The following is a 20771-nucleotide window of genomic DNA, read 5'->3' on the forward strand; positions in this document are numbered from 1 at the left end:
CCGCCGGTTGCTACTCCACAGGCTTCGCGTAGTGCAGATCCACTGTGCCCGAGTAGCCCGGCAGAGTCACCGTCCCGTCCTCGGTGACTTTCCAGCCGAGGCCGTAGACGTTGACGTAGACCATGTAGTTCTGGATCGCGGGCGAGTCCGCGAGCGCCTTCTGGAGCTTCTCGGGGTCGCCGACCGCCTGGATCTTGTACGGCGGTGAGTAGACCCGGCCCTGGAGGATCAGGGTGTTGCCGACGCAGCGCACGGCGCTGGTGGAGATCAGCCGCTGGTCCATGACCTTGATGCCGTCGGCGCCGCCCTTCCACAGGGCGTTGACCACGGCCTGGAGGTCCTGCTGGTGGATGACCAGGTAGTCGGGCTGGGGCGCGGGGTAGCCGGGGAGCTTGGCGGTGGCGTTGGGCGGGGCGTCGTTGAGGGTGACCGTGATCGCCCTGCCCTTGAGCTTCTGGGTGCCGGCGCTCTTCTCCAGGCCCGTGAGCTTCTCGTCCTCGGCGCTGGTGCTGCCGTCGTCCGCCTCGGCCAGGGACTCGACCTGCGAGCGCAGGGCCCCGTTGGACTCGTCCAGCTCGCCGTTCTTGCGGCTGTGCTCCTGGATCAGGTCGGAGAGCTTCAGCAGGGAGGCGTCCGTGCGGATGTTCGTGCCCTTGGCCGTCTGGAAGCTGGTGACGAAGATGAGTCCGGCGAGGGCGAAGACGCCCGCGGTGAGCATGCGCACGGGACGGTGACGGGGCGTTGAACCCGTGCGGGGGGAGTCGGCAGAATTGCTCAACGTACCCTTATCTCCTTCGGCGCCGTAGAAGCACTACGCTAACGGACGCCCGGGGGAGCCCCTCAGTCCCCTAGTACGCAGCCCCCGAGCCCGACCAGCCCCTGCGCGGCCACGCAGCGCATCGACAGGAGAGACCCTCGTGCCGAAGTCACGTATCCGCAAGAAGGCCGATTACACGCCGCCGCCGGCGAAGCAGGCGACCGCGATCAAGCTGACCAACAGCGCCTGGGTCGCCCCGGTGATGCTGGCCATGTTTGTGATCGGCCTGGCCTGGATCGTCGTCTTCTACGTGACGGACGGCACGCTGCCGATCGACAGCCTGAACAACTGGAACATCGTGGTGGGCTTCGGGTTCATCGCGGCCGGGTTCGGCGTCTCCACGCAGTGGAAGTAGCCTCGGCCGCACTGAGTTATCCACAGGCCTGAGCCTTCTGTCCACAGAGTGGGGAAAAGAAACGACGATCTGTGGATAACTCACTGGAGGTTGACGCCGGTATGACCTAACTACCGGCAGTCACCGCCACTCGAAAACCCGTTCGCCCCCTGCCTGACCTGCACCGATGCAGGTCGTCAGCAGGGGGCGTCGCCGTTCCCGCACGTTGTGCACAAGATTCGCCACGCGCTGTGGACAACAGGGCGCTCAAGTGAGCTGGGCGGTCCTCAACAGGGTCAACACGACCACCGCGGCCAGCACCACCGCACAGGTCCCGTACTGCACCAGGGCCCGGTGCTCACGCGGGGCGTGGACCATGCCGTACCCGATGATCACGCCCGCGACGAGCCCGCCGATATGGGCCTCCCAGGCGATGTTGCTCCACCCGAAGGTGAAGATCAGGTTGATCACCAGCAGCGCGATGATCGGCCGCATGTCGTAGCGCATCCGGCGCATCAGCACGGCCGTGGCGCCGAAGAGGCCGAAGATCGCGCCCGAGGCGCCGAGGGAGGGCTGGTTGGGTTCGGCGATCAGGTACGTCAGCGCGCTGCCCGCCAGCCCGGAGACGAAGTACAGCGCCAGGTAGCGGGCCCGGCCGAGCGCCTGTTCGAGCGGACCGCCGAGCCACCACAGGCTCATCATGTTGAACAGGATGTGGACGACCCCGCCGTGCAGGAACATCGGCGTCACGAGCCGGTACCACTGGCCCTCCGCGATGCCCTCGACACCGCCGAGGCCCGGCACGTACGCCCGGCCGAGCAGCTCGAAGCTGTTGGTGAAGCGGTCACCGACGGCCATCTGGACCAGGTAGACGGCCACGCACAGCCCGATGAGGATCTTGGTGACCAGGCGGGGGTCCTCCCGGAGGGATCCCCCGGCCAGGGTGCGCGGCTGCGAGGCCGCGGCCGGATGCCCCGTGCCCGAGCCCTCCCGGACGCAGGTGGGGCACTGGAACCCGACGGAGGCGCTGACCATGCACTCCGGGCAGATCGGCCGCTCGCAGCGGGTGCAGCGCACGCCGGTCTCCCGGCCCGGATGCCGGTAGCAGGAGGGCAGCCCGCTGTGGGTGCCGTCCGGCCGGCTGCCTGGCGCCTGGTCCATGAGCTCCCCCAGTTCGTCGTCGGGCGGGACGGGCGTACGGGATTCGCCCTGCTCATCCTTACGGACGAGCGGGGCAAATGGTTCCTGTCCCGCCACGGACCGCGCTAACGCGTCTCGACGACCACGGACTCGATGACGACGTCCCGCAGCGGGCGGTGGGTGCGCGGGTTGGTCTCGGTGGCCGCGATGTCGTCCACGACCTTCTGACCGGCCTTGTCGACGACCTCCCCGAAGATGGTGTGCTTGCGGTTCAGCCAGGCCGTCGGGGCGACGGTGATGAAGAACTGCGAGCCGTTGGTGCCCGGGCCGGCGTTCGCCATGGCCAGCAGATACGGGCGGTCGAAGCGCAGCTCGGGGTGGAACTCGTCGGGGAACTGGTAGCCGGGGTCACCGGTGCCGTTGCCCAGCGGGTCACCGCCCTGGATCATGAACCCGCTCATCACCCGGTGGAAGACCGTGCCGTCGTACAGCGGGGCCGTGGAGCGCTCGCCGGTCGCGGGGTGGACCCATTCGCGCGCACCGGTGGCGAGCTCCACGAAGTTGGCGACCGTCTTCGGGGCGAAGTCCCGGAAGAGCCGGATCTCGATGTCGCCCCTGCTGGTCCTCAGGGTGGCGTAGAGCTGCTCGGCCACGATCCTGCCTTCCGTCGTGCTCGTGTGATCCCCCGATCCTCGCACGGACGGGAGCGGGCGGCGCCGATCCGTGGCATTGTCGACGACAAGGTCCCGTTGCCCTTATTCATCCCCTATGGCACTCGCCCGGCCCCCTGTCGCACCCGCCCGGCACCCGGATGCCCCTCCGCGCGTGCCGCGACGGACACCGGCAGGCATGATCCGTAAAAGGGTGGAAAGTCGAATTACCGTACGCCACCGAGGAGGAGGAACCCGTGACCCGCATCGACAGCGTGCGCGCCGCGACCGGCTCGGCGAAGGACAGCGTGCTGCACGCCGCGGAAGTGGTGGCGCCCTACGCCGACACGGCCAAGGAAAGGGCCGCGCAGTACGCGCAGGAGGCCCGGGAACGACTCGCGCCCAGGGTGTCCCTGGCCGCCGAGCAGGCCCGCACCCAGTACGACACCCATGTCGCGCCCCGGCTGGAACTGGCGAGGACGCATGTACCGCCGAAGGTCGACCAGGCCGCGCACGAGGCGGCCGTCCGGACCCGGATCGCCGCACGGCAGGCCGCCGAGTACTCCCGGCAGGCTGCCGAGTACTCCCGGCCGAGGATCGAGCAGGTGGTCGCCGCGGCCGGCCCCATGAAGGACGAGGCCGCCGCCCGGGGCGTCGCCGCGGTGGCCGCGCTGCGCGGTCAGGTGACACCGAAGGAGATCGAGCGGCTCGTGCGCAGGCACCGGCGCCAGGCCCGGGCCGGCCGGGCCGCCCGGATCCTGCTGGTGTGCGGGGCGGTCGCCGGCGGCGCCTTCGCGGCCTGGAAGTGGTGGGACAAGCAGGCCAACCCCGACTGGCTGGTCGAACCGCCCGCCCCCACGGAGGTCCCCGCCACCGGCGGGCTGTCCTCGGTGGACGGCAGCGGTGCCGCCCTGGACCCGGAGGTGCAGGCCAAGCAGGCCGAGGAGGAGGCGGCGCACCGCGACGACGAACGCGGCTGACGGCTGACGGCTGACGGCTGGGGCCGTACGAACGGTACGTCGGCCGACCGGAGTTCGGCCGGATTCCGTGGCCCGTCGTGGCCCGTCGTGTCCTGTCGTGTCCTTGCGGACAGGGCGGTCCCGTCCGTCCGACCGGTCGGGCGGGACCGCCCGTCACCCACCGCCGCCCCGCGAGACGGCCCGAGAGAACCCGAGAGAACCTGAGAGAAGCCCGAGAGAACCTGAGAAAAGCCCCTCTGCTCTGCGTTGATGCAGATCAGAGGGGCTTTTCGGGTGTGGAGCCTAGGGGAGTCGAACCCCTGACATCTGCCATGCAAAGACAGCGCTCTACCAACTGAGCTAAGGCCCCGGAAGGGACGTCCGGCCGGGAACTCGTCCCGACGGCCGCCGCAGACCAGAGTACCGGGTCACCGGGGGTATCTCGCAAAAAGATTGGGGGTCCCCGTGAATGACCACTCTCCGTAAGATGCTCGACGTGGTTCGCTACAGCGAACCGTGGATGTTCTGGGGAAGCGATGGGGAGACGCAATGGACGCCGCACAACAGGAAGCGACCGCGAGAGCGCGGGAACTTCAGCGGAACTGGTACGGGGAGCCACTGGGGGCGCTCTTCCGTAAGCTCATCGACGATCTCGGCCTCAACCAGGCTCGTCTCGCGGGGGTGCTGGGGCTGTCGGCCCCGATGCTGTCCCAGCTGATGAGCGGTCAGCGGGCGAAGATCGGCAACCCGGCCGTGGTGCAGCGCGTGCAGCTGCTCCAGGACCTGGCCGGACAGGTCGCGGACGGCAGCGTCAGCGCCGCCGAGGCGACCGAGCGGATGGACGAGATCAAGCGCTCGCAGGGGGGCTCCGTGCTCAGCAACACCACCACCACGACGAGCAGTTCGGGTGCCCCCACGGTGAAGCGGGTGGTCCGGGAGATCCAGTCGCTGCTGCGCTCGGTGGCCGCCGCCGGCGACATCATCGACGCCGCCGACACTCTCGCCCCGAGCCACCCGGAACTGGCCGAGTTCCTCCGGGTGTACGGGGCCGGCCGCACCTCGGACGCCGTGACGCACTACCAGTCGCACCAGAGCTGAGCCGTCCGCCCGGTCGCTGAAGGGGGTTCGGCACCGGACGCACGCACCCGGCCGTCGGGGGACGGTCAGAGGAGTACTCGGGGAGACCACTACAGGTGCAGGGGGCACCGGTACGGGTTACACGGGGGACGAGTACGAGGTACTCAGGGGACAGGTACGGGGAACACGGGGGACGAGTACGGGGGTACTCGGGGGATACATACGGGGGCACGGGGGACATACCCGAGGGGCCGGGGAGACCTTCCCACAGGACCGCGGGGACACGGGGGTCCATCACTCGCCACGGGGGTAGCGAGGGGGTAGCAGGGGGACAGCCGAGGGGGAGGAGCGACGCACTGCCATGGGTGAGGTCTTCGCCGGACGGTACGAACTGGCCGACCCGATCGGGCGCGGAGGGGTCGGCGCGGTCTGGCGCGCCTGGGACCACCGCCGCCGCCGGTACGTGGCCGCCAAGGTGCTCCAGCAGCGGGACGCGCACTCCCTGCTGCGGTTCGTCCGCGAACAGGGGCTGCGAATCGACCACCCGCATGTGCTCGCGCCCGCCAGCTGGGCCGCCGACGACGACAAGGTGCTGTTCACCATGGACCTGGTGGGCGGCGGTTCGCTGGTCCACCTCGTCAACGACTACGGTCCGCTGCCGCCCGCGTTCGTCTGCGGCCTGCTCGACCAGCTTCTGTCCGGGCTCGCCGCCGTGCACGCGGAGGGCGTGGTCCACCGTGACATCAAACCGGCGAACGTCCTCCTCGAAGCCACCGGCACCGCCCGCCCCCGGCTCAGGCTGTCCGACTTCGGCATCGCGATGCGGCTCGGCGAACCGCGCCTGACCGAGACCAACCTCGTGGTGGGGACGCCCGGTTACCTCGCGCCCGAGCAGATGTTGGGCGCCGAGCCCGACTTCCCGGCCGACCTGTTCGCCGTGGGACTCGTCGCGCTGTACCTCCTCGAAGGCGCCAAGCCGGACGCCAAGGCGCTGGTGCAGTACTTCGCCGAGCACGGAACTCCGGGCGCTCCCAAGGGAATCCCCGATCCGCTCTGGCAGGTCGTCGCCATGCTGCTGCAACCCGACCCGCAGGCCCGCTTCCGTACGGCCACGGGGGCGCGCAAGGCGCTGGCGGCGACCGCGGAACTCCTGCCGGAACCCGGCCCCGACGACGAACTCATCGAGATATTCGACCAACTCGGGCCCCTTCCCCAGGGGTTCGGGCCCGAGGGGCCCCTGACGGACCGTCTGGGTCACACCGGTCACGTCAAGCTCAGAAGTCACACCGGCCACACCGGATCGACCGGCGAGCGCATCCTGCCCGCCCGGCCGGCCACTCCCCCCGACGGGTCCTATCCCGTACGACCGGACGCTCCCCCCGGCCACGCTCGTGCGGGCACGGATCCCCTGCCCGCACGGCCCCTCACGCCCCCCGGCCCGTCCGCCCCCTCCGCCCCGGCCGGTCCAGGCGAAACGTCCCCTCACACGGCGTCCACGCCGACGCCCTCGCTCTCCGGCCCCGTCGGCCCGCTCACCCCACGGCCACCCGCACACCCTCCGACGGTCACCCCCACCCCGACACCGACGCCGACCCCGACTCCGTCCATGTCGGACACCGGCAGCTTCCACCTCCCGCCCCCGCTCCCGACGGTCACGGCCACGCCCACCCCCACCCCGACGTCGGCACCCGCCCCCTACGACCCCACCCTCTCCCTCCTGCCGGTCCCCGGCCCGCGGGCCGCCACGGCCACCGCCACCGCCTCCTCCACCGCTCAGGACCCGGTGGCGGAGGCGTCGCGGCCGCGGGGGCACCGGGCGGTGCGGCAGCGGCGGCCGGGTCCGCCCGTCAGGGTCACGGTGCCGGTGCTCCTGCTCGCCCTGGCCTGTTACGCCGTCGGGTTCTGGGCGCTGACGCGGATCTGAGCGGAGGCCCGGCGGCGGGCGATCAGGGTCCAGCCGCCGAGGAACAGCAGCAGGGCGCTGCCCGTGCCGAAGCCTGCCGCCGCGACCGCCCGCATCACGGGATCGTCCCCGGCCCCCGTTGATCCCCCGGACGGCCCCGAGCCCGTGTCGGTGCCGAAGACCCCGCGGGGCACGGGCCGGCCCAGGTACCCCGGCCCGGCCTCCGGGGTACCCCCGAGACGGACCCGCAGGGTCACCTCGTAGGGGCCGTCGCCGAACTGCTCGGCGACCTGGGTGGAGAGGTGGACGACGAGGTAGTAGGAGCCGGCGAAGCGCAGACTGTTCTGCGGGTCGGTGGGCGCGTACCGGTTGGCGTACCGGACGGGCGGAACGGGGTCCAGGGCGGCGGACTTCTGGGTGCCGCCGTAACCGGTGCCCCGGGCCACCACCTTGGCGCGCACGGGGTTGTAGAGGGTCAGCTCCAGCGCGTCGACCGTATATCCGCTTCCGCCTCCGGCACCGGTCTCCGAGGCGCTGCTCGTGGTGCCGCCGCCGGCCAGGTCCGCCTCGGCGTACAGCTGCTGTCCCCAGTCGACGGGCACCCGGTAGAAGACGGTCTCGCCGGGGACCACCTCGCCGCGCCAGACGCCCTGCCCGACGGCGGTCGCGGCGCTGAAACCGGCGCCGCCCGGCCGCGCGACCGGCTCCCCGGACGGCGGTGCGGGGGTCGCGGAGTCCCAGGCCCGGGGCGTGCCCGTGTCGTCGGTCGCGGCGAGCGGGGGCTCGGTGACGGGCGCGAGTTCCAGCTCCCAGGGGTCGTCGGCGGTCTCCCCGGTGCCGGTGTCCGACCGCTCGACGACCACGTAGTACGTGCCCGCCTCCTGGCACAGCCCCTTGCCGGACCGGATCTCGCGCGCGCCCCAGGCCGTCACGGGCTGCGGGCTGCGCGCGGCTCCGATCGTCGCCGACTCGAAGGAACAGCTTCTGCTGTCGGCGTCCTGCACGGAGACCGTGATGCCGTCGCCGACGGCGGGCGTGCTCCCGGGGCGGGGGATCGCGGTGACGGCGACGTACGCGGTGCTCGCGTCGTCGAGCTCGAGGCGGTAGTACGCCTTGCTGCCGCCGTCGAGCGTGCTTCTGTACGTCGCTCCGGGCTCCAGCCGTACGGCGTCGGCGGCGCCGGCCGCGGCACGGGCCTCGCGGACGTCGTCGGCGAAGGCGTACGACGGGACGTCCGGCGCGGCGACGGCGGCCGGCGCCGGGACCGTCCACCCGAGCAGCATCCCCAGGACCACGGCGCGCAGCACCACGGCCGCGCGCCCCGTACCCCCCGTACGCCGGGCCATCAGAACCCGCCCCCTCGCCTTGGTCCGAACGTGGCCCATCCTGCCCCGCTGCCCCGGCCGCCGCCCCCGCATTCCCCGCGAGCGTCCGGAACGCCCGCCTCTATCCGCAAACCGGAACCTCCGCAACCGGAAGCCGCGCACCGGGGGCGTGCACGGGGGCGTGCACCGGCGGCGGCAACACAAAACCCCGACCGCTTCGGCGGCCGGGGTCTGATCTCGATCTCAGTCTCTGGTGTCGGTACTCACGAACCCGTGGGCACGGAGTCGGTGGCCTCCGTCCACAGGTCCTGCTCGGCGCGATCCGCCTGGATCTGCCGGTACACGAGGAGACCGCCGATGGCGGCCAGTGCGACCAGGAGCAGCTTCTTCACCGCGCGACCTCGTCTTTCCTTGACGTAGGGGACCTCTGGCGCCCGACTATACACACCGATCGATACCGATCGGTGACCTGAGCCGGCCTCCCAACTCCCTTCTGGGGATGCCCTGCGACTCATTTCGCCCGGTGCGCCCATACGAGTGGTGTTCATCGGAACATCGCCTCGTCGTGTGCGTCGGTCCGCTGGTTCCCGCTCGCCCTACACATGATGAGCAAAGTACGCAAATCGCCCAACCTGAAGGTGAGGGGCATGACCGTGAACCAGGTCATGAAGCTGTGGACCGCCATCGTCACCGCGTTCCTCGCGCTGTGCACGGCGCTCGGCTTCGTCGCTTCGACCGCCGCGACCGCGACGGCACAGACGGGACCGACGCACACGGACGCCGAGAAGACCGGCGGCGCCGAGAGCCCGCGCGCCGAGAGCGCAGGCGGGTCGAGCCCCGGAGGCTCGCGCCCCGCGGCCGGCGAGAGCAGCCGCGCCGACGGCCTCCGCGCCACGAGCCCCGCGGCGTCGAGCCCGCGCGGTAGGAGCGCCGCAGGCGAGGTCCCCTCCACGAAGAGGGTCGCCGGCCGGGGCGTGGGCTCGGTGAGTCCCGTCGGTGAACGTCCGCGCGGGCCGGTCACGACCTCTCCGGCCGTCCCCACCTGGGACTGGTTCCAGACCCGCTCCCTGCCCCCCACCATGAAGCAGCGCATCCTCGCCGAGGCCCACGGCAAGTCCCCCAGCTGCCGCCACAGCTCCCTCGACGACGCGGACGCGGCCGAGCAGGACGCGGACTGCGACCGGGACCGAGACCGGGACGACGACCTCGCGGAGGCGGCCGAGCCGTCGATCCCGCTCCAGCGCTGAGACACGCTGGCAGCACGAGCGGTATCGAGAAGCACCGAGACGTAACGAGCAGGACCTGGCAGGACCTAGCAGGACCTTTGCGAGCAGTACCCAGCAGTACCCAGCAGCAACACCGACGTTCGACGTGACGGCGACTTGCGTACAGACCGCACGATGCAGGCCCGGCAGCTCCCCGGCGACCGGGCCTTCGCCGCATGTACCCCCGAGGCCCGGAGTGGCACTGGGTGATCCACGAGGACGGTACGACGGACCAGGTCCGCCCGTACGCCCCCCAGGACCCCCGAGTGACCTTCCGGCATGGACGCCGGCCCCTCGGCCCGACCTACCCGGCGGACTGACCCGCGACGGCCAGCCAGTGGGCCACCCGGCGCAACGTGCTCTCGTCGACCCCGTCCACCAGGGCTCGTACGGCCGTGGCGTCGTCCGGGGTGAGGTGGTAGAGGCCCGCCTTGCCGAGTCCGGCCATGAGCACCTGGTGCCGACGGTCCTCCAGGCGCTCGGCGAGCTTGGTGGTGGGCGAGGTGGCCACCGGGCTGGCGGCCGTGGGCGCCGCAGCGGGGGCCGGGGCGCCGGCCGGGTCGTAGAGGTGCCAGGCGCCGTCCTTCGGACCCCACAGGGCCACCGTCACCGCGTCCCCCCGCGCCCGCTTGACCTGCGCCATCTCGCCCACCGCGTACAGCACGGGGGTGCGGTCGGGCGATTCGGCGGCGGGCCGCCAGGAATCCGAGGACGGGTCGTGGAACATCGCGACCCAGCGCGGGTCCCCCGGCGGCTGCGGACTCCGGGGACTGCCCTGTCGGGCCTGTCGGGTCTCCATGGCGCTCACCCCTTCCGTATCGCCGTATCGGCACGGCGGGGCGACCATAACTGACGCACCGTCAGCTATCCAGACCCGTCCGGGGCCGGGCACGGTCCCCTTCGTACGATCCTCCGTGCGCCGACCCGGCCCAGGAGTGATCCCGATCACAACTCACCATTCCGCCCGACCAGTCGCCCCCCGTTGATCAACCACACTTGTTAGCCTTGGCCCAAGCCCGGTCGCTGGTGCATCCCCCGTCGCCAGCGACCGGGCCTTTTGCCGCCTCCGCACCGTGACACCGGCCACGCGCCGTTTCACGTGAAACAGCGGTGGACATCAAAAAGACCCCCGGACCGATGGTCCAGGGGTCTTCTCGCTGGTGGGGCTAACAGGATTTGAACCTGTGGCCTCATCCTTATCAGGGATGCGCTCTAACCAACTGAGCTATAGCCCCGCCGCGCTCTGCGGTGTGTGTCCCGCGCGCTGACTCCTGAAGATTAGCGCACGACGCGGGCAGTCCCAAAATCGGTTGTCTGAGGACCGCCCACGACAGGTTCAGCGGGTGTTCACTCGTCCTCGGCGAGCGTCAGCTCCACTCCGCCGACGAAGCCGGCCGAGATGTTGTAGATGAACGCGCCGAGGGTCGCGAGGGCCGTCGCCAGGACGACGTCGATGACCGCGATGATCGCCGTGAACATCAGGACGTGGGGCAGCGACAGGAAGGACTGCAGATCGAAGCCGTTCGCCTCGTTGGATCCGGTGGCCTCGGAGATGGTGCCGCCGACCGTCGAGAAGACGCCCATCGCGTCCATGACCATCCACAGCACCGCCGCCGCGACGATCGTGCAGATGCCCAGCGCGATCGACAGCAGGAAGCTGACCTTCATCACCGACCACGGGTCGGCCTTGGCCACCCGCAGCCGCGCCTTGCGCACCCGCGGCACGGTCCCCGCGCCGGCGCCGGTGCGCGGACGCCGCACCGTACCCGGCGGCGTCGCCTGGGTCGGGTAGGCCTGCGGCGGGTGATAGGGCGCCGCGGCGGGCTGCTGGGCCTGCCGGTCGCCGGGCATCGGTGAGGCCGGCTGCTGGGCCTGCGGACCTCGGGTGTCCGTCACGGTTCCCCCCTGGGATCCCTTGGATCCTTGCGTCTCGGACGAGGAGGAGGGGGCGTCGGCAGCCGTCGGCTTGATCGCCTTCAGCTGGGTCGTGTGCGTGTCCTGCTCACGTCCCTCCGCGCCCCGCGCGCTGGTCGTGCGCGTGTCCCCCTCCGGCGCGGCGGAGCCACGGCCGCCGCCGTTCTTGTCCGTGCCGGCAGACGTACCGGCGCCCGTGGCTCCGCTCACGATGACTCACTCCTCGTGCCTACTCGGCCGAGGGCGCCTCACCCTCGTCCGTGCCGCTGCTCGCGGCTCCCTCGGCGGTCTCGTCCACGGCCACGTCGCCGTCGACCTCCTCCGCCTCGCGCCCCGCCTCGGCGTTCCGCGCGATACCGACCACGGCATCGCGCTTGCCCAGGTTGATCAGTTGGACGCCCATGGTGTCACGGCCCGTCTCCCTGACCTCGTTGACTCGCGTACGAATCACACCGCCCGACAACGTGATGGCGAGGATCTCGTCGGTCTCCTCGACCACCAGCGCGCCGACGAGCGAACCGCGGTCCTCCACGATCTTGGCGGCCTTGATGCCGAGGCCGCCGCGGCCCTGGACGCGGTACTCGTCGACGCCGGTCCGCTTCGCGTACCCGCCGTCTGTGGCAGTGAACACGAACGTACCGGGTCGAACAACATTCATCGAGAGCAGCTCGTCGCCCTCACGGAAGCTCATGCCCTTGACACCCGAGGTGGCGCGGCCCATGGGGCGGAGCGTTTCGTCCGTGGCGGTGAAACGGATCGACTGTGCCTTCTTGCTGATCAGCAGCAGATCGTCGTCCGCCGAGACGAGTTCGGCACCGATCAGTTCGTCGTCGGAACCGTCCTCCGTCTCACGGAGGTTGATCGCGATGACACCGCCGGAACGGGGCGAATCGTAATCCTTCAGCGGCGTCTTCTTGACCAAGCCGCCCTTGGTGGCCAGGACCAGGTACGGCGCCGCTTCGTAGTCGCGGATGGCGAGGATCTCGGCGATCGCCTCGTCCGGCTGGAAGGCCAGCAGGTTCGCGACGTGCTGACCGCGCGCGTCCCGGCCGGCGTCGGGCAGCTCGTACGCCTTCGCGCGGTACACCCGGCCCTTGTTGGTGAAGAACAGCAGCCAGTGGTGCGTGGTGGAGACGAAGAAGTGGTCGACGATGTCGTCTTCCTTCAGCTTCGCGCCGCGCACGCCCTTGCCGCCGCGCTTCTGGGCGCGGTAGTCGTCGGCCTTGGTGCGCTTGACGTAACCGCCGCGCGTGACGGTGACGACGATGTCCTCCTCGGCGATCAGGTCCTCGATGGACATGTCACCGTCGTAGGGCACCAGCATGGTCTTGCGGTCGTCGCCGTACTTCTCGACGATGGCGGCGAGTTCCTGGCTGACGATGCCGCGCTGGCGGACCGGCGAGGACAGGATCTCGTTGTACTCCGTGATCTTCGCCTGGAGCTCGTCGTGCTCCTGGATGATCTTCTGGCGCTCCAGGGCGGCCAGTCGGCGCAGCTGCATCTCGAGGATGGCGTTCGCCTGGATCTCGTCGATCTCCAGGAGCTCCATCAGGCCCGTGCGCGCGATGTCGACGGTGTCGCTGCGCCGGATCAGCGCGATGACCTCGTCGATGGCGTCCAGGGCCTTCAGCAGGCCGCGCAGGATGTGCGCGCGCTCCTCGGCCTTGCGCAGCCTGAAGCGCGTACGGCGGACGATGACCTCGATCTGGTGCGTCACCCAGTGGCGGATGAACGCGTCGAGGGACAGCGTGCGCGGGACGCCGTCGACCAGGGCCAGCATGTTGGCGCCGAAGTTCGTCTGCAGGTCCGTGTGCTTGTACAGGTTGTTCAGCACGACCTTGGCGACCGCGTCGCGCTTGAGCACGATGACCAGGCGCTGGCCGGTGCGCGAGGACGTCTCGTCGCGGACGTCCGCGATGCCGCCGATCTTGCCGTCCTTCACCAGGTCGGCGATCTTCTGCGCGAGGTTGTCGGGGTTGACCTGGTAGGGCAGCTCCGTGACCACCAGGCACTGGCGGTTCTGGATCTCCTCGACCTCGACGACCGCCCGCATGGTGATCGAGCCGCGGCCCGTGCGGTACGCCTCCTCGATGCCCTTGCGGCCGACGACCAGGGCGCCGGTCGGGAAGTCGGGACCCTTGATGCGCTCGATGAGGGCGTCCAGCAGCTCCTCGTGCGAGGCGTCCGGGTTCTCCAGGTACCACTGGGCGCCGGCCGCGACCTCGCGCAGGTTGTGCGAGGGGATGTTGGTCGCCATGCCGACCGCGATACCCGCCGAACCGTTGATCAGCAGGTTCGGGAAGCGGGCGGGCAGGACGGTCGGCTCCTGGGAGCGGCCGTCGTAGTTGTCCGTGAAGTCGACGGTCTCCTCGTCGATGTCACGGACCATCTCCATCGACAGCGGCGCCATCTTGCACTCGGTGTACCGCATGGCGGCCGCCGGGTCGTTGCCCGGGGAGCCGAAGTTGCCGTTGGAGTCGACGAGCGGCATGCGCATCGACCACGGCTGGGCGAGACGGACCAGCGCGTCGTAGATCGAGGAGTCGCCGTGGGGGTGGTAGTTGCCCATGACGTCGCCCACGACGCGGGCGCACTTGTAGAAGCCGCGCTCGGGGCGGTAGCCGCCGTCGTACATGGCGTACAGGACGCGGCGGTGGACGGGCTTGAGACCGTCGCGGACGTCGGGCAGCGCACGCGAGACGATGACGGACATCGCGTAGTCGAGGTACGAGCGCTGCATCTCCGTCTCGAGCCCGACGGGCTCGATGCGCATGGCGATGTCGCCGCCCTCTTCAGGGGTGACGGGAGTGTTCTCGTCGGTCATTGCCGGTGGGGATCCTTCCTGGTGCGGTCAGCTGAGACCGACTCAGATGTCGAGGAAGCGGACGTCCTTGGCGTTGCGCTGGATGAAGGCGCGGCGCGCCTCGACGTCCTCGCCCATGAGGACCGAGAACAGGTCGTCGGCCTGGGCGGCGTCGTCGAGGGTGACCTGGCCGAGGACGCGGTGCTCCTGGTCCATGGTGGTCACGCGCAGTTCCTCGGCGTTCATCTCGCCGAGGCCCTTGAAGCGCTGGATCGAGTCCTCACGCACGCGCTTGCCGCGCTGGCGGCCCATCTCGATCAGGGCGTCGCGCTCCCGGTCGGAGTACGCGTACTCGATGTCGTCCCGGCCCCACTTGATCTTGTAGAGCGGCGGGCGGGAGAGGTACACGTGTCCGGCCTCGACCAGCGGCCGCATGAAGCGGAACAGGAAGGTCAGCAGCAGGGTGCTGATGTGCTGGCCGTCGACGTCGGCGTCCGCCATCAGGATGATCTTGTGATAGCGCAGCTTCTCGATGTCGAAGTCCTCGTGCACACCGGTGCCGAAGGCCGAGATGAGCGCCTGGATCTCCTGGTTCTGCAGGATCTTGTCGATCCTGGCCTTCTCGACGTTCAGGATCTTGCCGCGGATCGGGAGGATCGCCTGGTACTGCGGGTTGCGGCCGGACTTGGCCGAGCCGCCGGCGGAGTCACCCTCGACGATGAAGATCTCGCACTTGGTGGGGTCGTTCGACTGGCAGTCGGAGAGCTTGCCCGGCAGCGAGGCCGACTCCAGCAGACCCTTGCGGCGCGTCAGGTCGCGGGCCTTGCGGGCCGCCACGCGCGCGGTGGCCGCCTGGATGCCCTTGCGGACGATGTCCGCCGCCTCGACGGGGTTGCGGTCCAGCCAGTCCTGGAGGTGCTCGTAGACCGCCTTCTGGACGAAGGTCTTGGCCTCGGTGTTGCCCAGCTTGGTCTTGGTCTGACCCTCGAACTGCGGCTCGCTCAGCTTGACCGAGATGATCGCGGTCAGCCCCTCGCGGATGTCGTCGCCCGTGAGGTTGTCGTCCTTCTCGCGGAGCAGCTTCTTGTCGCGCGCGTACTTGTTGACCAGGTTGGTCAGGGCCGCGCGGAAGCCCTCCTCGTGGGTGCCGCCCTCGTGCGTGTGGATGATGTTGGCGAAGGAGTACACGCCCTCGCTGTAACCGCTGTTCCACTGCATCGCGACCTCGAGGGAGAGGGCGCGCTCCCTGTCCTCGGCCTCGAGGTCGATGACCGTCGGGTGCACGAGGTCTCCCTTGCGGGAGTTGAGGTACTTCACGAAGTCGACGATGCCGCCCTCGTAGTGGTACGTGACGCTCTTGACCTCGGACTTCTCGTCGGCGCCCGCCTCGTCCGCACCGGTGACGGCCTTCGCCGACTCGCGCTCGTCCGCGAGTTTGATCGTCAGACCCTTGTTGAGGAACGCCATCTCCTGGAAGCGCCGGGAGAGCGTCTCGAACGAGTACTCGGTGGTCTCGAAGATGTCCGGGTCGGCCCAGAAGGTGACCGAGGTGCCGGTCTCCGTGATGGCCTCGTGCTGGGCGAGGGGCGCCGTGGGGACGCCCATCTTGTAGTCCTGGGTCCAGCGGTGGCCGTCGGTCCGCACCTCGACGGCGACCTTCGACGACAGGGCGTTCACGACGGAGACGCCGACGCCGTGCAGACCGCCGGAGACCGCGTAGCCGCCGCCGCCGAACTTGCCGCCCGCGTGCAGCACGGTCAGCACGACCTCGACGGCCGGCTTGCCCTCGGAGGGCACGATGCCGACCGGGATGCCGCGGCCGTTGTCGATGACGCGGATCCCGCCGTCGGCCAGGATCGTCACGTCGATCGTGTCGGCGTGACCGGCCAGCGCCTCGTCGACGGAGTTGTCCACGACCTCGTACACCAGGTGGTGGAGGCCGCGCTCGCCCGTGGAGCCGATGTACATACCGGGGCGCTTGCGGACCGCGTCCAGGCCCTCGAGGACGGTGATGGCGCTGGCGTCGTACGAGGCGGTGACCTCGCCGTTCACGCCGGCGTCGGTGGACGGGTTGTTCTCGTTGGGGTTGCCGGAATCGGCCACGAAGCGCCCTTTCTGGCACAGCACGAGCCAGGCTCCTCGGCAGGTTGCCGGGGCGGCTGCGGCATGTTGCGTTGGTAAGCCTTGATCAGCGTTGCTCAGCTTGTCCCGGGCGGTCCCCACGTTCGGGGCGGGATTGGCTTCCAGTCTACCGGTAGCACTGACAGTGATGGGGGTTTGCCGGTACCTGAGTCCGGATGTGCCGCCCTCAACCGGTCTCCGACGGGTCCCGATATACGGAAGGGGGCTTCAAGGGGCTCACGGAGGCACTCAGCGCTTCCGGGTGTCAACCCTTGGCTACCGACGGGTCAGGTCGGAAATCGGCCCCCTGTGCGGGTGGTTTGCGTGCTTGTCCACAGGCTGTGGGCGCATGACGGCCGCCCGGTGGAGCGCCCCGGCAGCCTCCTGCGGGCACCTTCCGGAGCCACGGAGGGCACGTTCCGGACAGACGAAAAAGACGGCCGGGGCGGTACGCGCGTGCCACCCCGGCCGTCTTCACGTGACGCAGATCACCCGTAGGTGTCGCCCGGACCGGTCGATCCGGGGGCGCGCAGCGGGCCGTAGCGGCGCACGGGGCCGCCGGGACCCTGCACCTTGATCTGTCTGACCCGACCGTGTCCGAGGTCCTCGTTGAGCCGGGCGACCAGGGTCGGCGCCAGCAGCCGCAGATTCGTCGCCCAGGCCGTGGAGTCGCAGCGCACGAGCCAGGACCCGCTCGTCCTCGTCGTACCGCTCCGGCACACAGTGCTTGGCCACGTCCTCGCCGACGATCTCCGGCCAGCGCCCCATCACACCGCCCACCGCGGCCGGCGCCTCCCAGCCGCGCTCGTTCAGCAGCCGGTTGATCGCCGCGCCGAGAGCCATCGGGTCGCGCCCGTCCGCCCGCGCGCCGGAGCGCAGACCGGCCCCGCGCCGCACCTGCTTCTTCTGCTGCGCGGCGTCGCCCCGCGCGCGTGCCTGTTCCCGCGCCGCCCTCAGCGCCACGCGCGCGAGGTCGACGCCGGAGGGCTCGGGGGTCCTGCGGGGTTCCTGCTCGGTCATAGGCGTTCCACCGTCCCGTCCGCCACGGCGTACCGCGCCCCGCTCAGGACATGCGGTACGTCGTCGTCGACCGCCGCGGTCACCAGCACCTGTTCCCCCGGCGCGACCAGCTCGGCCAGCCGCTCCCGGCGGCGCGCGTCCAGCTCGGCGAAGACGTCGTCGAGCACCAGCACCGGCTCGTTGCCCTCCGCCCGCAGCAGGTCGTAGGAGGCCAGCCGCAGCGCGAGCGCGTACGACCAGGACTCGCCGTGCGAGGCGTACCCCTTGGCCGGCAACTGACCGAGCTTGAGCAGCAGTTCGTCCCGGTGCGGGCCCACGAGGGTGACACCCCGCTCGATCTCCTGCTTGCGGGCGTCCGCGAGCGCCGCCATGAGCTGCGCGTAGAGATCCTCGCGCGTGTGCGCCTCACCGGGCGCCGACGGGCGGTACTCCAGCGCCAGCGGACCCCCGCCGGGCGCCAGCTGCTCGTACGCCTTGTCGGCCAGCGGCTGGATCGCCGCGACCAGGTCGAGCCGCTGGGCGAGCAGTTCGGCGCCCGCGCGCGCGAGATGCTGGTCCCACACGTCGAGCGTCGACAGGTCCGCCCCCGGGCCCGCGTCCGCTCGCGCGGCCGGTGCCCCCCTGCGCGCGCCGTGCCGCCGCGCGAGTGCCGCGGACTTCAGCAGGGTGTTGCGCTGCTTGAGGACCCGCTCGTAGTCCGAGCGCACACCGGCCATCCGCGGCGACCGCGCGGTGATCAGCTCGTCCAGGAACCGCCGCCGCTCCCCGGGATCCCCCTTGACCAGCGCGAGGTCCTCGGGCGCGAACAGCACGGTCCGTACGATGCCCAGCACGTCCCGGGGTCTGACCTGCGAGGACCGGTTGATGCGGGCGCGGTTGGACCTGCCCGGGTTCAGCTCCAGCTCGACGAGCTGCTGCCGCTCGCCCTGCCGCACCTGTGCCCGGATGATCGCGCGGTCGGCGCCCATGCGGACCAGGGGCGCGTCGGAGGCGACCCGGTGGCTGCCGAGGGTGGCGAGATAGCCGACGGCCTCGACGAGGTTGGTCTTGCCCTGGCCGTTGGGGCCGACGAAGGCGGTGACGCCCGGGTCGAGCGGGACCTCGGCCCGGGCGTAGGAGCGGAAGTCGGCCAGCGACAGATGCGTGACGTGCATGGTCGTTCGCCGACCTCCCCAGGGTTCTCGGGCTGTTACTTCGTCTCGACCGCGTGGCCGCCGAACTGGTTGCGCAGCGCCGCGATCATCTTCATCTGCGGGGAGTCCTCCTGGCGGGAGGAGAACCGCGCGAACAGCGAGGCCGTGATCGCGGGCAGCGGCACGGCGTTGTCGATGGCGGCCTCGACGGTCCAGCGCCCTTCGCCGGAGTCCTGGGCGAAGCCCTTGAGCTTGTCGAGGTGCTCGTCCTCGTCGAGGGCGTTGACCGCGAGGTCGAGCAGCCAGGACCGGATGACGGTGCCCTCCTGCCAGGAGCGGAAGACCTCCCGCACGTCCGTGACGGAGTCGACCTTCTCCAGCAGCTCCCAGCCCTCGGCGTAGGCCTGCATCATGGCGTACTCGATGCCGTTGTGGACCATCTTGGCGAAGTGGCCGGCGCCGACCTTGCCGGCGTGCACCGAGCCGAAGTCGCCCTCGGGCTTGAGCGCGTCGAACACCGGCCGCACCTTGGCGACGTTCTCCGCGTCGCCGCCGTACATCAGCGCGTAGCCGTTCTCCAGGCCCCAGACGCCTCCGGAGACCCCGCAGTCGACGAAGCCGATGCCCTTGGCGGCCAGCTCCTCCGCGTGCTTCTCGTCGTCCGTCCAGCGGGAGTTGCCGCCGTCCACGACGACGTCACCGGGCTCCAGCAGCTCGGCGAGCTCGTCGATCGTCGACTGTGTGGCCGCACCGGCCGGGACCATCACCCACACCACGCGCGGGCCCGTGAGCCTGCCCACGAGTTCTTCGAGGCTGTGGACGTCGGCGAGGTCCGGGTTGCGGTCGTATCCGACGACGGTGTGGCCCGCGCGGCGTATCCGCTCGCGCATGTTGCCGCCCATCTTGCCGAGGCCGACGAGACCGAGCTCCATCAGTTGTTCCTTAGGTCGCTGTGTGGCGTGTGGGGCACCTTCGTACCCATGTCCGAGCCTAGCCCCGGACGGTCACGCACACCTGTGGGCACACGCGCTCAGACGTAGCCCCACAGACGCGGGCCCACCTGCGGGTTTGCCCACAGGCCGGGAGGAGTTCTCCACGACCTGTGGACGACGTCAGGCAGCTCAGCCGCTCAGCCGCACCGGCATGATCAGGTACTTGTAGGCGTCGTCGGCCTCGGCGTCCAGCGCCGGCTTGCCGCTCAGCAGCGCGGGCTTGGTGGACGTCGTGAAGGACAGCTGGGCGACGGGGGAGTCGATCGCGCTCAGGCCGTCCAGCAGGAAGGTCGGGTTGAAGGCGATCGAGATGTCGTCGCCCTCCAGCTGCGCGTCGACCCTTTCCACAGCCTGTGCGTCGTCGCTGGAGCCGGCCTCCAGGATGAGCACGCCCTGCTCGAAGCTGAGCCGCACCGGGGTGTTGCGCTCGGCGACCAGGGCCACACGCTTGACGGCCTCCACGAAGGGGGCGGTCTCGATCACGGCGACGGAGTTGAACTCGGTCGGGAACAGCGTGCGGTACTTGGGCAGGTCGCCCTCGAGGAGCCGGGTGGTCGTGCGGCGGCCCGCGCCCTCGAAGCCGATCAGTCCCTCGCCGGAGCCCGAGCCGGAGAGCGCCAGGATGACGCTGTCGCCGCTCGTGAGGGCCTTGGCGGTGTCCAGGAGCGTCTTGGCGGGCACCAGGGCGACCGCGGAGGCGTCCGGGTTCTCCGGCTTCCACAGGAACTCGCGGACCGCGAAGCGGTAGCGGTCGGTGGAGGCGAGGGTGACGGTGTCGCCCTCGATCTCGATACGCACACCGGTGAGGACGGGGAGCGTGTCGTCACGCCCGGCGGCGATGGCCACCTGGGCGGCGGCCGAGGCGAAGACGTCGCCGGGGACGGTGCCCGTCGCGTTCGGCATCTGGGGCAGCGACGGGTACTCCTCCACGGGCAGGGTGTGGAGGGTGAACCGCGAGGAGCCGCAGACCACCGTCGCCCGTACACCGTCTGTGGAGATCTCCACCGGCCGGTTGGGGAGCGCGCGGCAGATGTCCGCGAGCAGGCGGCCGGAGACGAGGACCGTGCCCTCCTCCTCGACCTCGGCCTCCACGGACACGCGCGCCGAGACCTCGTAGTCAAAGCTGGACAGGCTCAGTGCGCCGTCCTCGGCCTTCAGCAGCAGGCCCGCGAGGACGGGCGCCGGCGGGCGGGCCGGGAGACTGCGCGCCGCCCAGGCCACTGCCTCCGCGAGTACGTCGCGTTCCACCCGGATCTTCACTCTTGCCGCCTCCTGCTGTTGCCGGCGCTTCTCGCCCTGCCTGGCTTCGTGTCTGGTG

Annotated in this window: 17 protein-coding genes, 2 tRNA genes and 2 pseudogenes; 6 read left to right on the plus strand and 15 right to left on the minus strand. The window is 70.5% G+C overall.

Going from position 1 to position 20771, the window contains the following annotated elements:
* Positions 1–10 precede the first annotated feature (10 nt).
* The gene (locus tag U5640_RS22970; protein ID WP_340377652.1) at positions 11–778 is read right to left on the minus strand and encodes a DUF881 domain-containing protein; all 768 of its coding nucleotides are present in this window, start codon (positions 776–778) and stop codon (positions 11–13) included.
* Positions 779–917: 139 nt separating this feature from the next.
* Here U5640_RS22970 and crgA point away from each other — a divergent pair, with 139 nt between their 5' ends.
* A complete protein-coding gene (gene crgA / locus U5640_RS22975) occupies positions 918–1172 on the plus strand; it encodes a cell division protein CrgA (protein WP_340377653.1) in 255 nt (84 codons plus the stop codon).
* 246 nt (positions 1173–1418) lie between these two features.
* Here crgA and U5640_RS22980 read toward each other — a convergent pair whose 3' ends face one another.
* Both U5640_RS22980 and U5640_RS22985 read right to left on the minus strand, forming a co-directional pair.
* Positions 1419–2312 (minus strand): rhomboid family intramembrane serine protease, encoded by an 894-nt coding sequence (locus U5640_RS22980; RefSeq protein WP_340377654.1) that lies wholly within the window; start codon positions 2310–2312, stop codon positions 1419–1421.
* A 104-nt stretch (positions 2313–2416) separates the two neighbouring features.
* Positions 2417–2944 carry a peptidylprolyl isomerase gene (locus tag U5640_RS22985; protein ID WP_340377655.1) on the minus strand — a complete coding sequence of 176 codons (528 nt, stop codon included), beginning with the start codon at positions 2942–2944 and terminating at the stop codon, positions 2417–2419.
* 254 nt (positions 2945–3198) lie between these two features.
* On the opposite strand from U5640_RS22985, the gene U5640_RS22990 reads away from it, so the two are divergent.
* On the plus strand, positions 3199–3921 hold the full coding sequence (locus tag U5640_RS22990; RefSeq protein WP_340377656.1) for a DUF5324 family protein: 723 nt from the start codon (positions 3199–3201) through the stop codon (positions 3919–3921).
* A gap of 276 nt (positions 3922–4197) precedes the next feature.
* On the opposite strand, the gene U5640_RS22995 is transcribed toward U5640_RS22990, so the two are convergent.
* Positions 4198–4270: transfer RNA gene (locus tag U5640_RS22995), tRNA-Ala, on the minus strand.
* Between the two features lie 179 nt (positions 4271–4449).
* Here U5640_RS22995 and U5640_RS23000 point away from each other — a divergent pair.
* Together U5640_RS23000 and U5640_RS23005 are read left to right on the plus strand one after the other, a co-directional pair.
* Complete coding sequence (locus U5640_RS23000) at positions 4450–4998, plus strand: DNA-binding protein (RefSeq protein ID WP_340377657.1); 549 nt, start codon at positions 4450–4452, stop codon at positions 4996–4998.
* Between the two features lie 340 nt (positions 4999–5338).
* On the plus strand, positions 5339–6901 hold the full coding sequence (locus tag U5640_RS23005; protein WP_340377658.1) for a serine/threonine-protein kinase: 1563 nt from the start codon (positions 5339–5341) through the stop codon (positions 6899–6901).
* On the opposite strand, the gene U5640_RS23010 is transcribed toward U5640_RS23005, so the two are convergent.
* Positions 6865–8226: a hypothetical protein gene (locus tag U5640_RS23010; protein ID WP_340377659.1), complete on the minus strand. Its 1362-nt coding sequence runs from the start codon at positions 8224–8226 to the stop codon at positions 6865–6867. The genes U5640_RS23005 and U5640_RS23010 overlap by 37 nt on opposite strands.
* 242 nt (positions 8227–8468) lie before the next feature.
* Positions 8469–8597, minus strand: coding sequence for a DLW-39 family protein (locus tag U5640_RS23015; RefSeq protein WP_003999697.1), 129 nt, complete (start codon positions 8595–8597; stop codon positions 8469–8471).
* Positions 8598–9260: 663 nt separating this feature from the next.
* Here U5640_RS23015 and U5640_RS23020 point away from each other — a divergent pair.
* Both U5640_RS23020 and U5640_RS23025 read left to right on the plus strand, forming a co-directional pair.
* Positions 9261–9452, plus strand: a pseudogene (locus U5640_RS23020) (DUF6344 domain-containing protein); the annotation flags it as partial.
* A 200-nt stretch (positions 9453–9652) separates the two neighbouring features.
* Positions 9653–9772 (plus strand): annotated as a pseudogene (locus U5640_RS23025) (glycosyltransferase family 2 protein); the annotation flags it as partial.
* Positions 9773–9774: 2 nt separating this feature from the next.
* Here U5640_RS23025 and U5640_RS23030 read toward each other — a convergent pair.
* The 9 genes from U5640_RS23030 to dnaN all read right to left on the minus strand — a co-directional run bounded on the left by U5640_RS23030 (position 9775) and on the right by dnaN (position 20713).
* A complete protein-coding gene (locus U5640_RS23030) occupies positions 9775–10269 on the minus strand; it encodes a hypothetical protein (protein WP_340377660.1) in 495 nt (164 codons plus the stop codon).
* Positions 10270–10628: 359 nt separating this feature from the next.
* Positions 10629–10705 (minus strand) — tRNA-Ile (locus U5640_RS23035).
* A gap of 112 nt (positions 10706–10817) precedes the next feature.
* Positions 10818–11594 (minus strand): DUF3566 domain-containing protein, encoded by a 777-nt coding sequence (locus U5640_RS23040; protein ID WP_340377661.1) that lies wholly within the window; start codon positions 11592–11594, stop codon positions 10818–10820.
* Positions 11595–11613: 19 nt separating this feature from the next.
* Entirely contained in the window at positions 11614–14208 is a 2595-nt protein-coding gene (gene gyrA / locus U5640_RS23045; RefSeq protein WP_340377662.1) for a DNA gyrase subunit A, read from the minus strand.
* A gap of 42 nt (positions 14209–14250) precedes the next feature.
* Positions 14251–16314 (minus strand): DNA topoisomerase (ATP-hydrolyzing) subunit B, encoded by a 2064-nt coding sequence (gene gyrB, locus U5640_RS23050; protein ID WP_340377663.1) that lies wholly within the window; start codon positions 16312–16314, stop codon positions 14251–14253.
* 468 nt (positions 16315–16782) lie between these two features.
* The gene (locus U5640_RS23055) at positions 16783–17328 is read right to left on the minus strand and encodes a DciA family protein (protein WP_340377664.1); all 546 of its coding nucleotides are present in this window, start codon (positions 17326–17328) and stop codon (positions 16783–16785) included.
* Positions 17325–18482, minus strand: coding sequence for a DNA replication/repair protein RecF (gene recF, locus U5640_RS23060; protein WP_340377665.1), 1158 nt, complete (start codon positions 18480–18482; stop codon positions 17325–17327). The genes U5640_RS23055 and recF overlap by 4 nt, the downstream gene beginning before the upstream one ends.
* 35 nt (positions 18483–18517) lie before the next feature.
* Entirely contained in the window at positions 18518–19393 is an 876-nt protein-coding gene (gene gnd, locus U5640_RS23065; RefSeq protein WP_340377666.1) for a phosphogluconate dehydrogenase (NAD(+)-dependent, decarboxylating), read from the minus strand.
* Between the two features lie 189 nt (positions 19394–19582).
* Complete coding sequence (dnaN, locus tag U5640_RS23070; RefSeq protein ID WP_340377667.1) at positions 19583–20713, minus strand: DNA polymerase III subunit beta; 1131 nt, start codon at positions 20711–20713, stop codon at positions 19583–19585.
* Between the last annotated feature and the right edge of the window lie 58 nt (positions 20714–20771).

Source organism: Streptomyces sp. SS7 (assembly GCF_037993025.1).
Classification (GTDB): domain Bacteria; phylum Actinomycetota; class Actinomycetes; order Streptomycetales; family Streptomycetaceae; genus Streptomyces.

What these genes read in the sequence shown, in the direction of transcription:
- U5640_RS22980 (WP_340377654.1), bottom strand. Translation starts at nt 2,312, where the DNA reads ATGGACCAGGCGCCAGGCAGCCGGCCGGACGGCACCCACAGCGGGCTG.
- U5640_RS23000 (WP_340377657.1), top strand. Translation starts at nt 4,450, where the DNA reads ATGGACGCCGCACAACAGGAAGCGACCGCGAGAGCGCGGGAACTTCAG.
- U5640_RS23005 (WP_340377658.1), top strand. Translation starts at nt 5,339, where the DNA reads ATGGGTGAGGTCTTCGCCGGACGGTACGAACTGGCCGACCCGATCGGG.
- U5640_RS23010 (WP_340377659.1), bottom strand. Translation starts at nt 8,226, where the DNA reads ATGGCCCGGCGTACGGGGGGTACGGGGCGCGCGGCCGTGGTGCTGCGC.
- U5640_RS23030 (WP_340377660.1), bottom strand. Translation starts at nt 10,269, where the DNA reads ATGGAGACCCGACAGGCCCGACAGGGCAGTCCCCGGAGTCCGCAGCCG.
- gyrA (WP_340377662.1), bottom strand. Translation starts at nt 14,208, where the DNA reads ATGACCGACGAGAACACTCCCGTCACCCCTGAAGAGGGCGGCGACATC.
- U5640_RS23055 (WP_340377664.1), bottom strand. Translation starts at nt 17,328, where the DNA reads ATGACCGAGCAGGAACCCCGCAGGACCCCCGAGCCCTCCGGCGTCGAC.
- recF (WP_340377665.1), bottom strand. Translation starts at nt 18,482, where the DNA reads ATGCACGTCACGCATCTGTCGCTGGCCGACTTCCGCTCCTACGCCCGG.
- gnd (WP_340377666.1), bottom strand. Translation starts at nt 19,393, where the DNA reads ATGGAGCTCGGTCTCGTCGGCCTCGGCAAGATGGGCGGCAACATGCGC.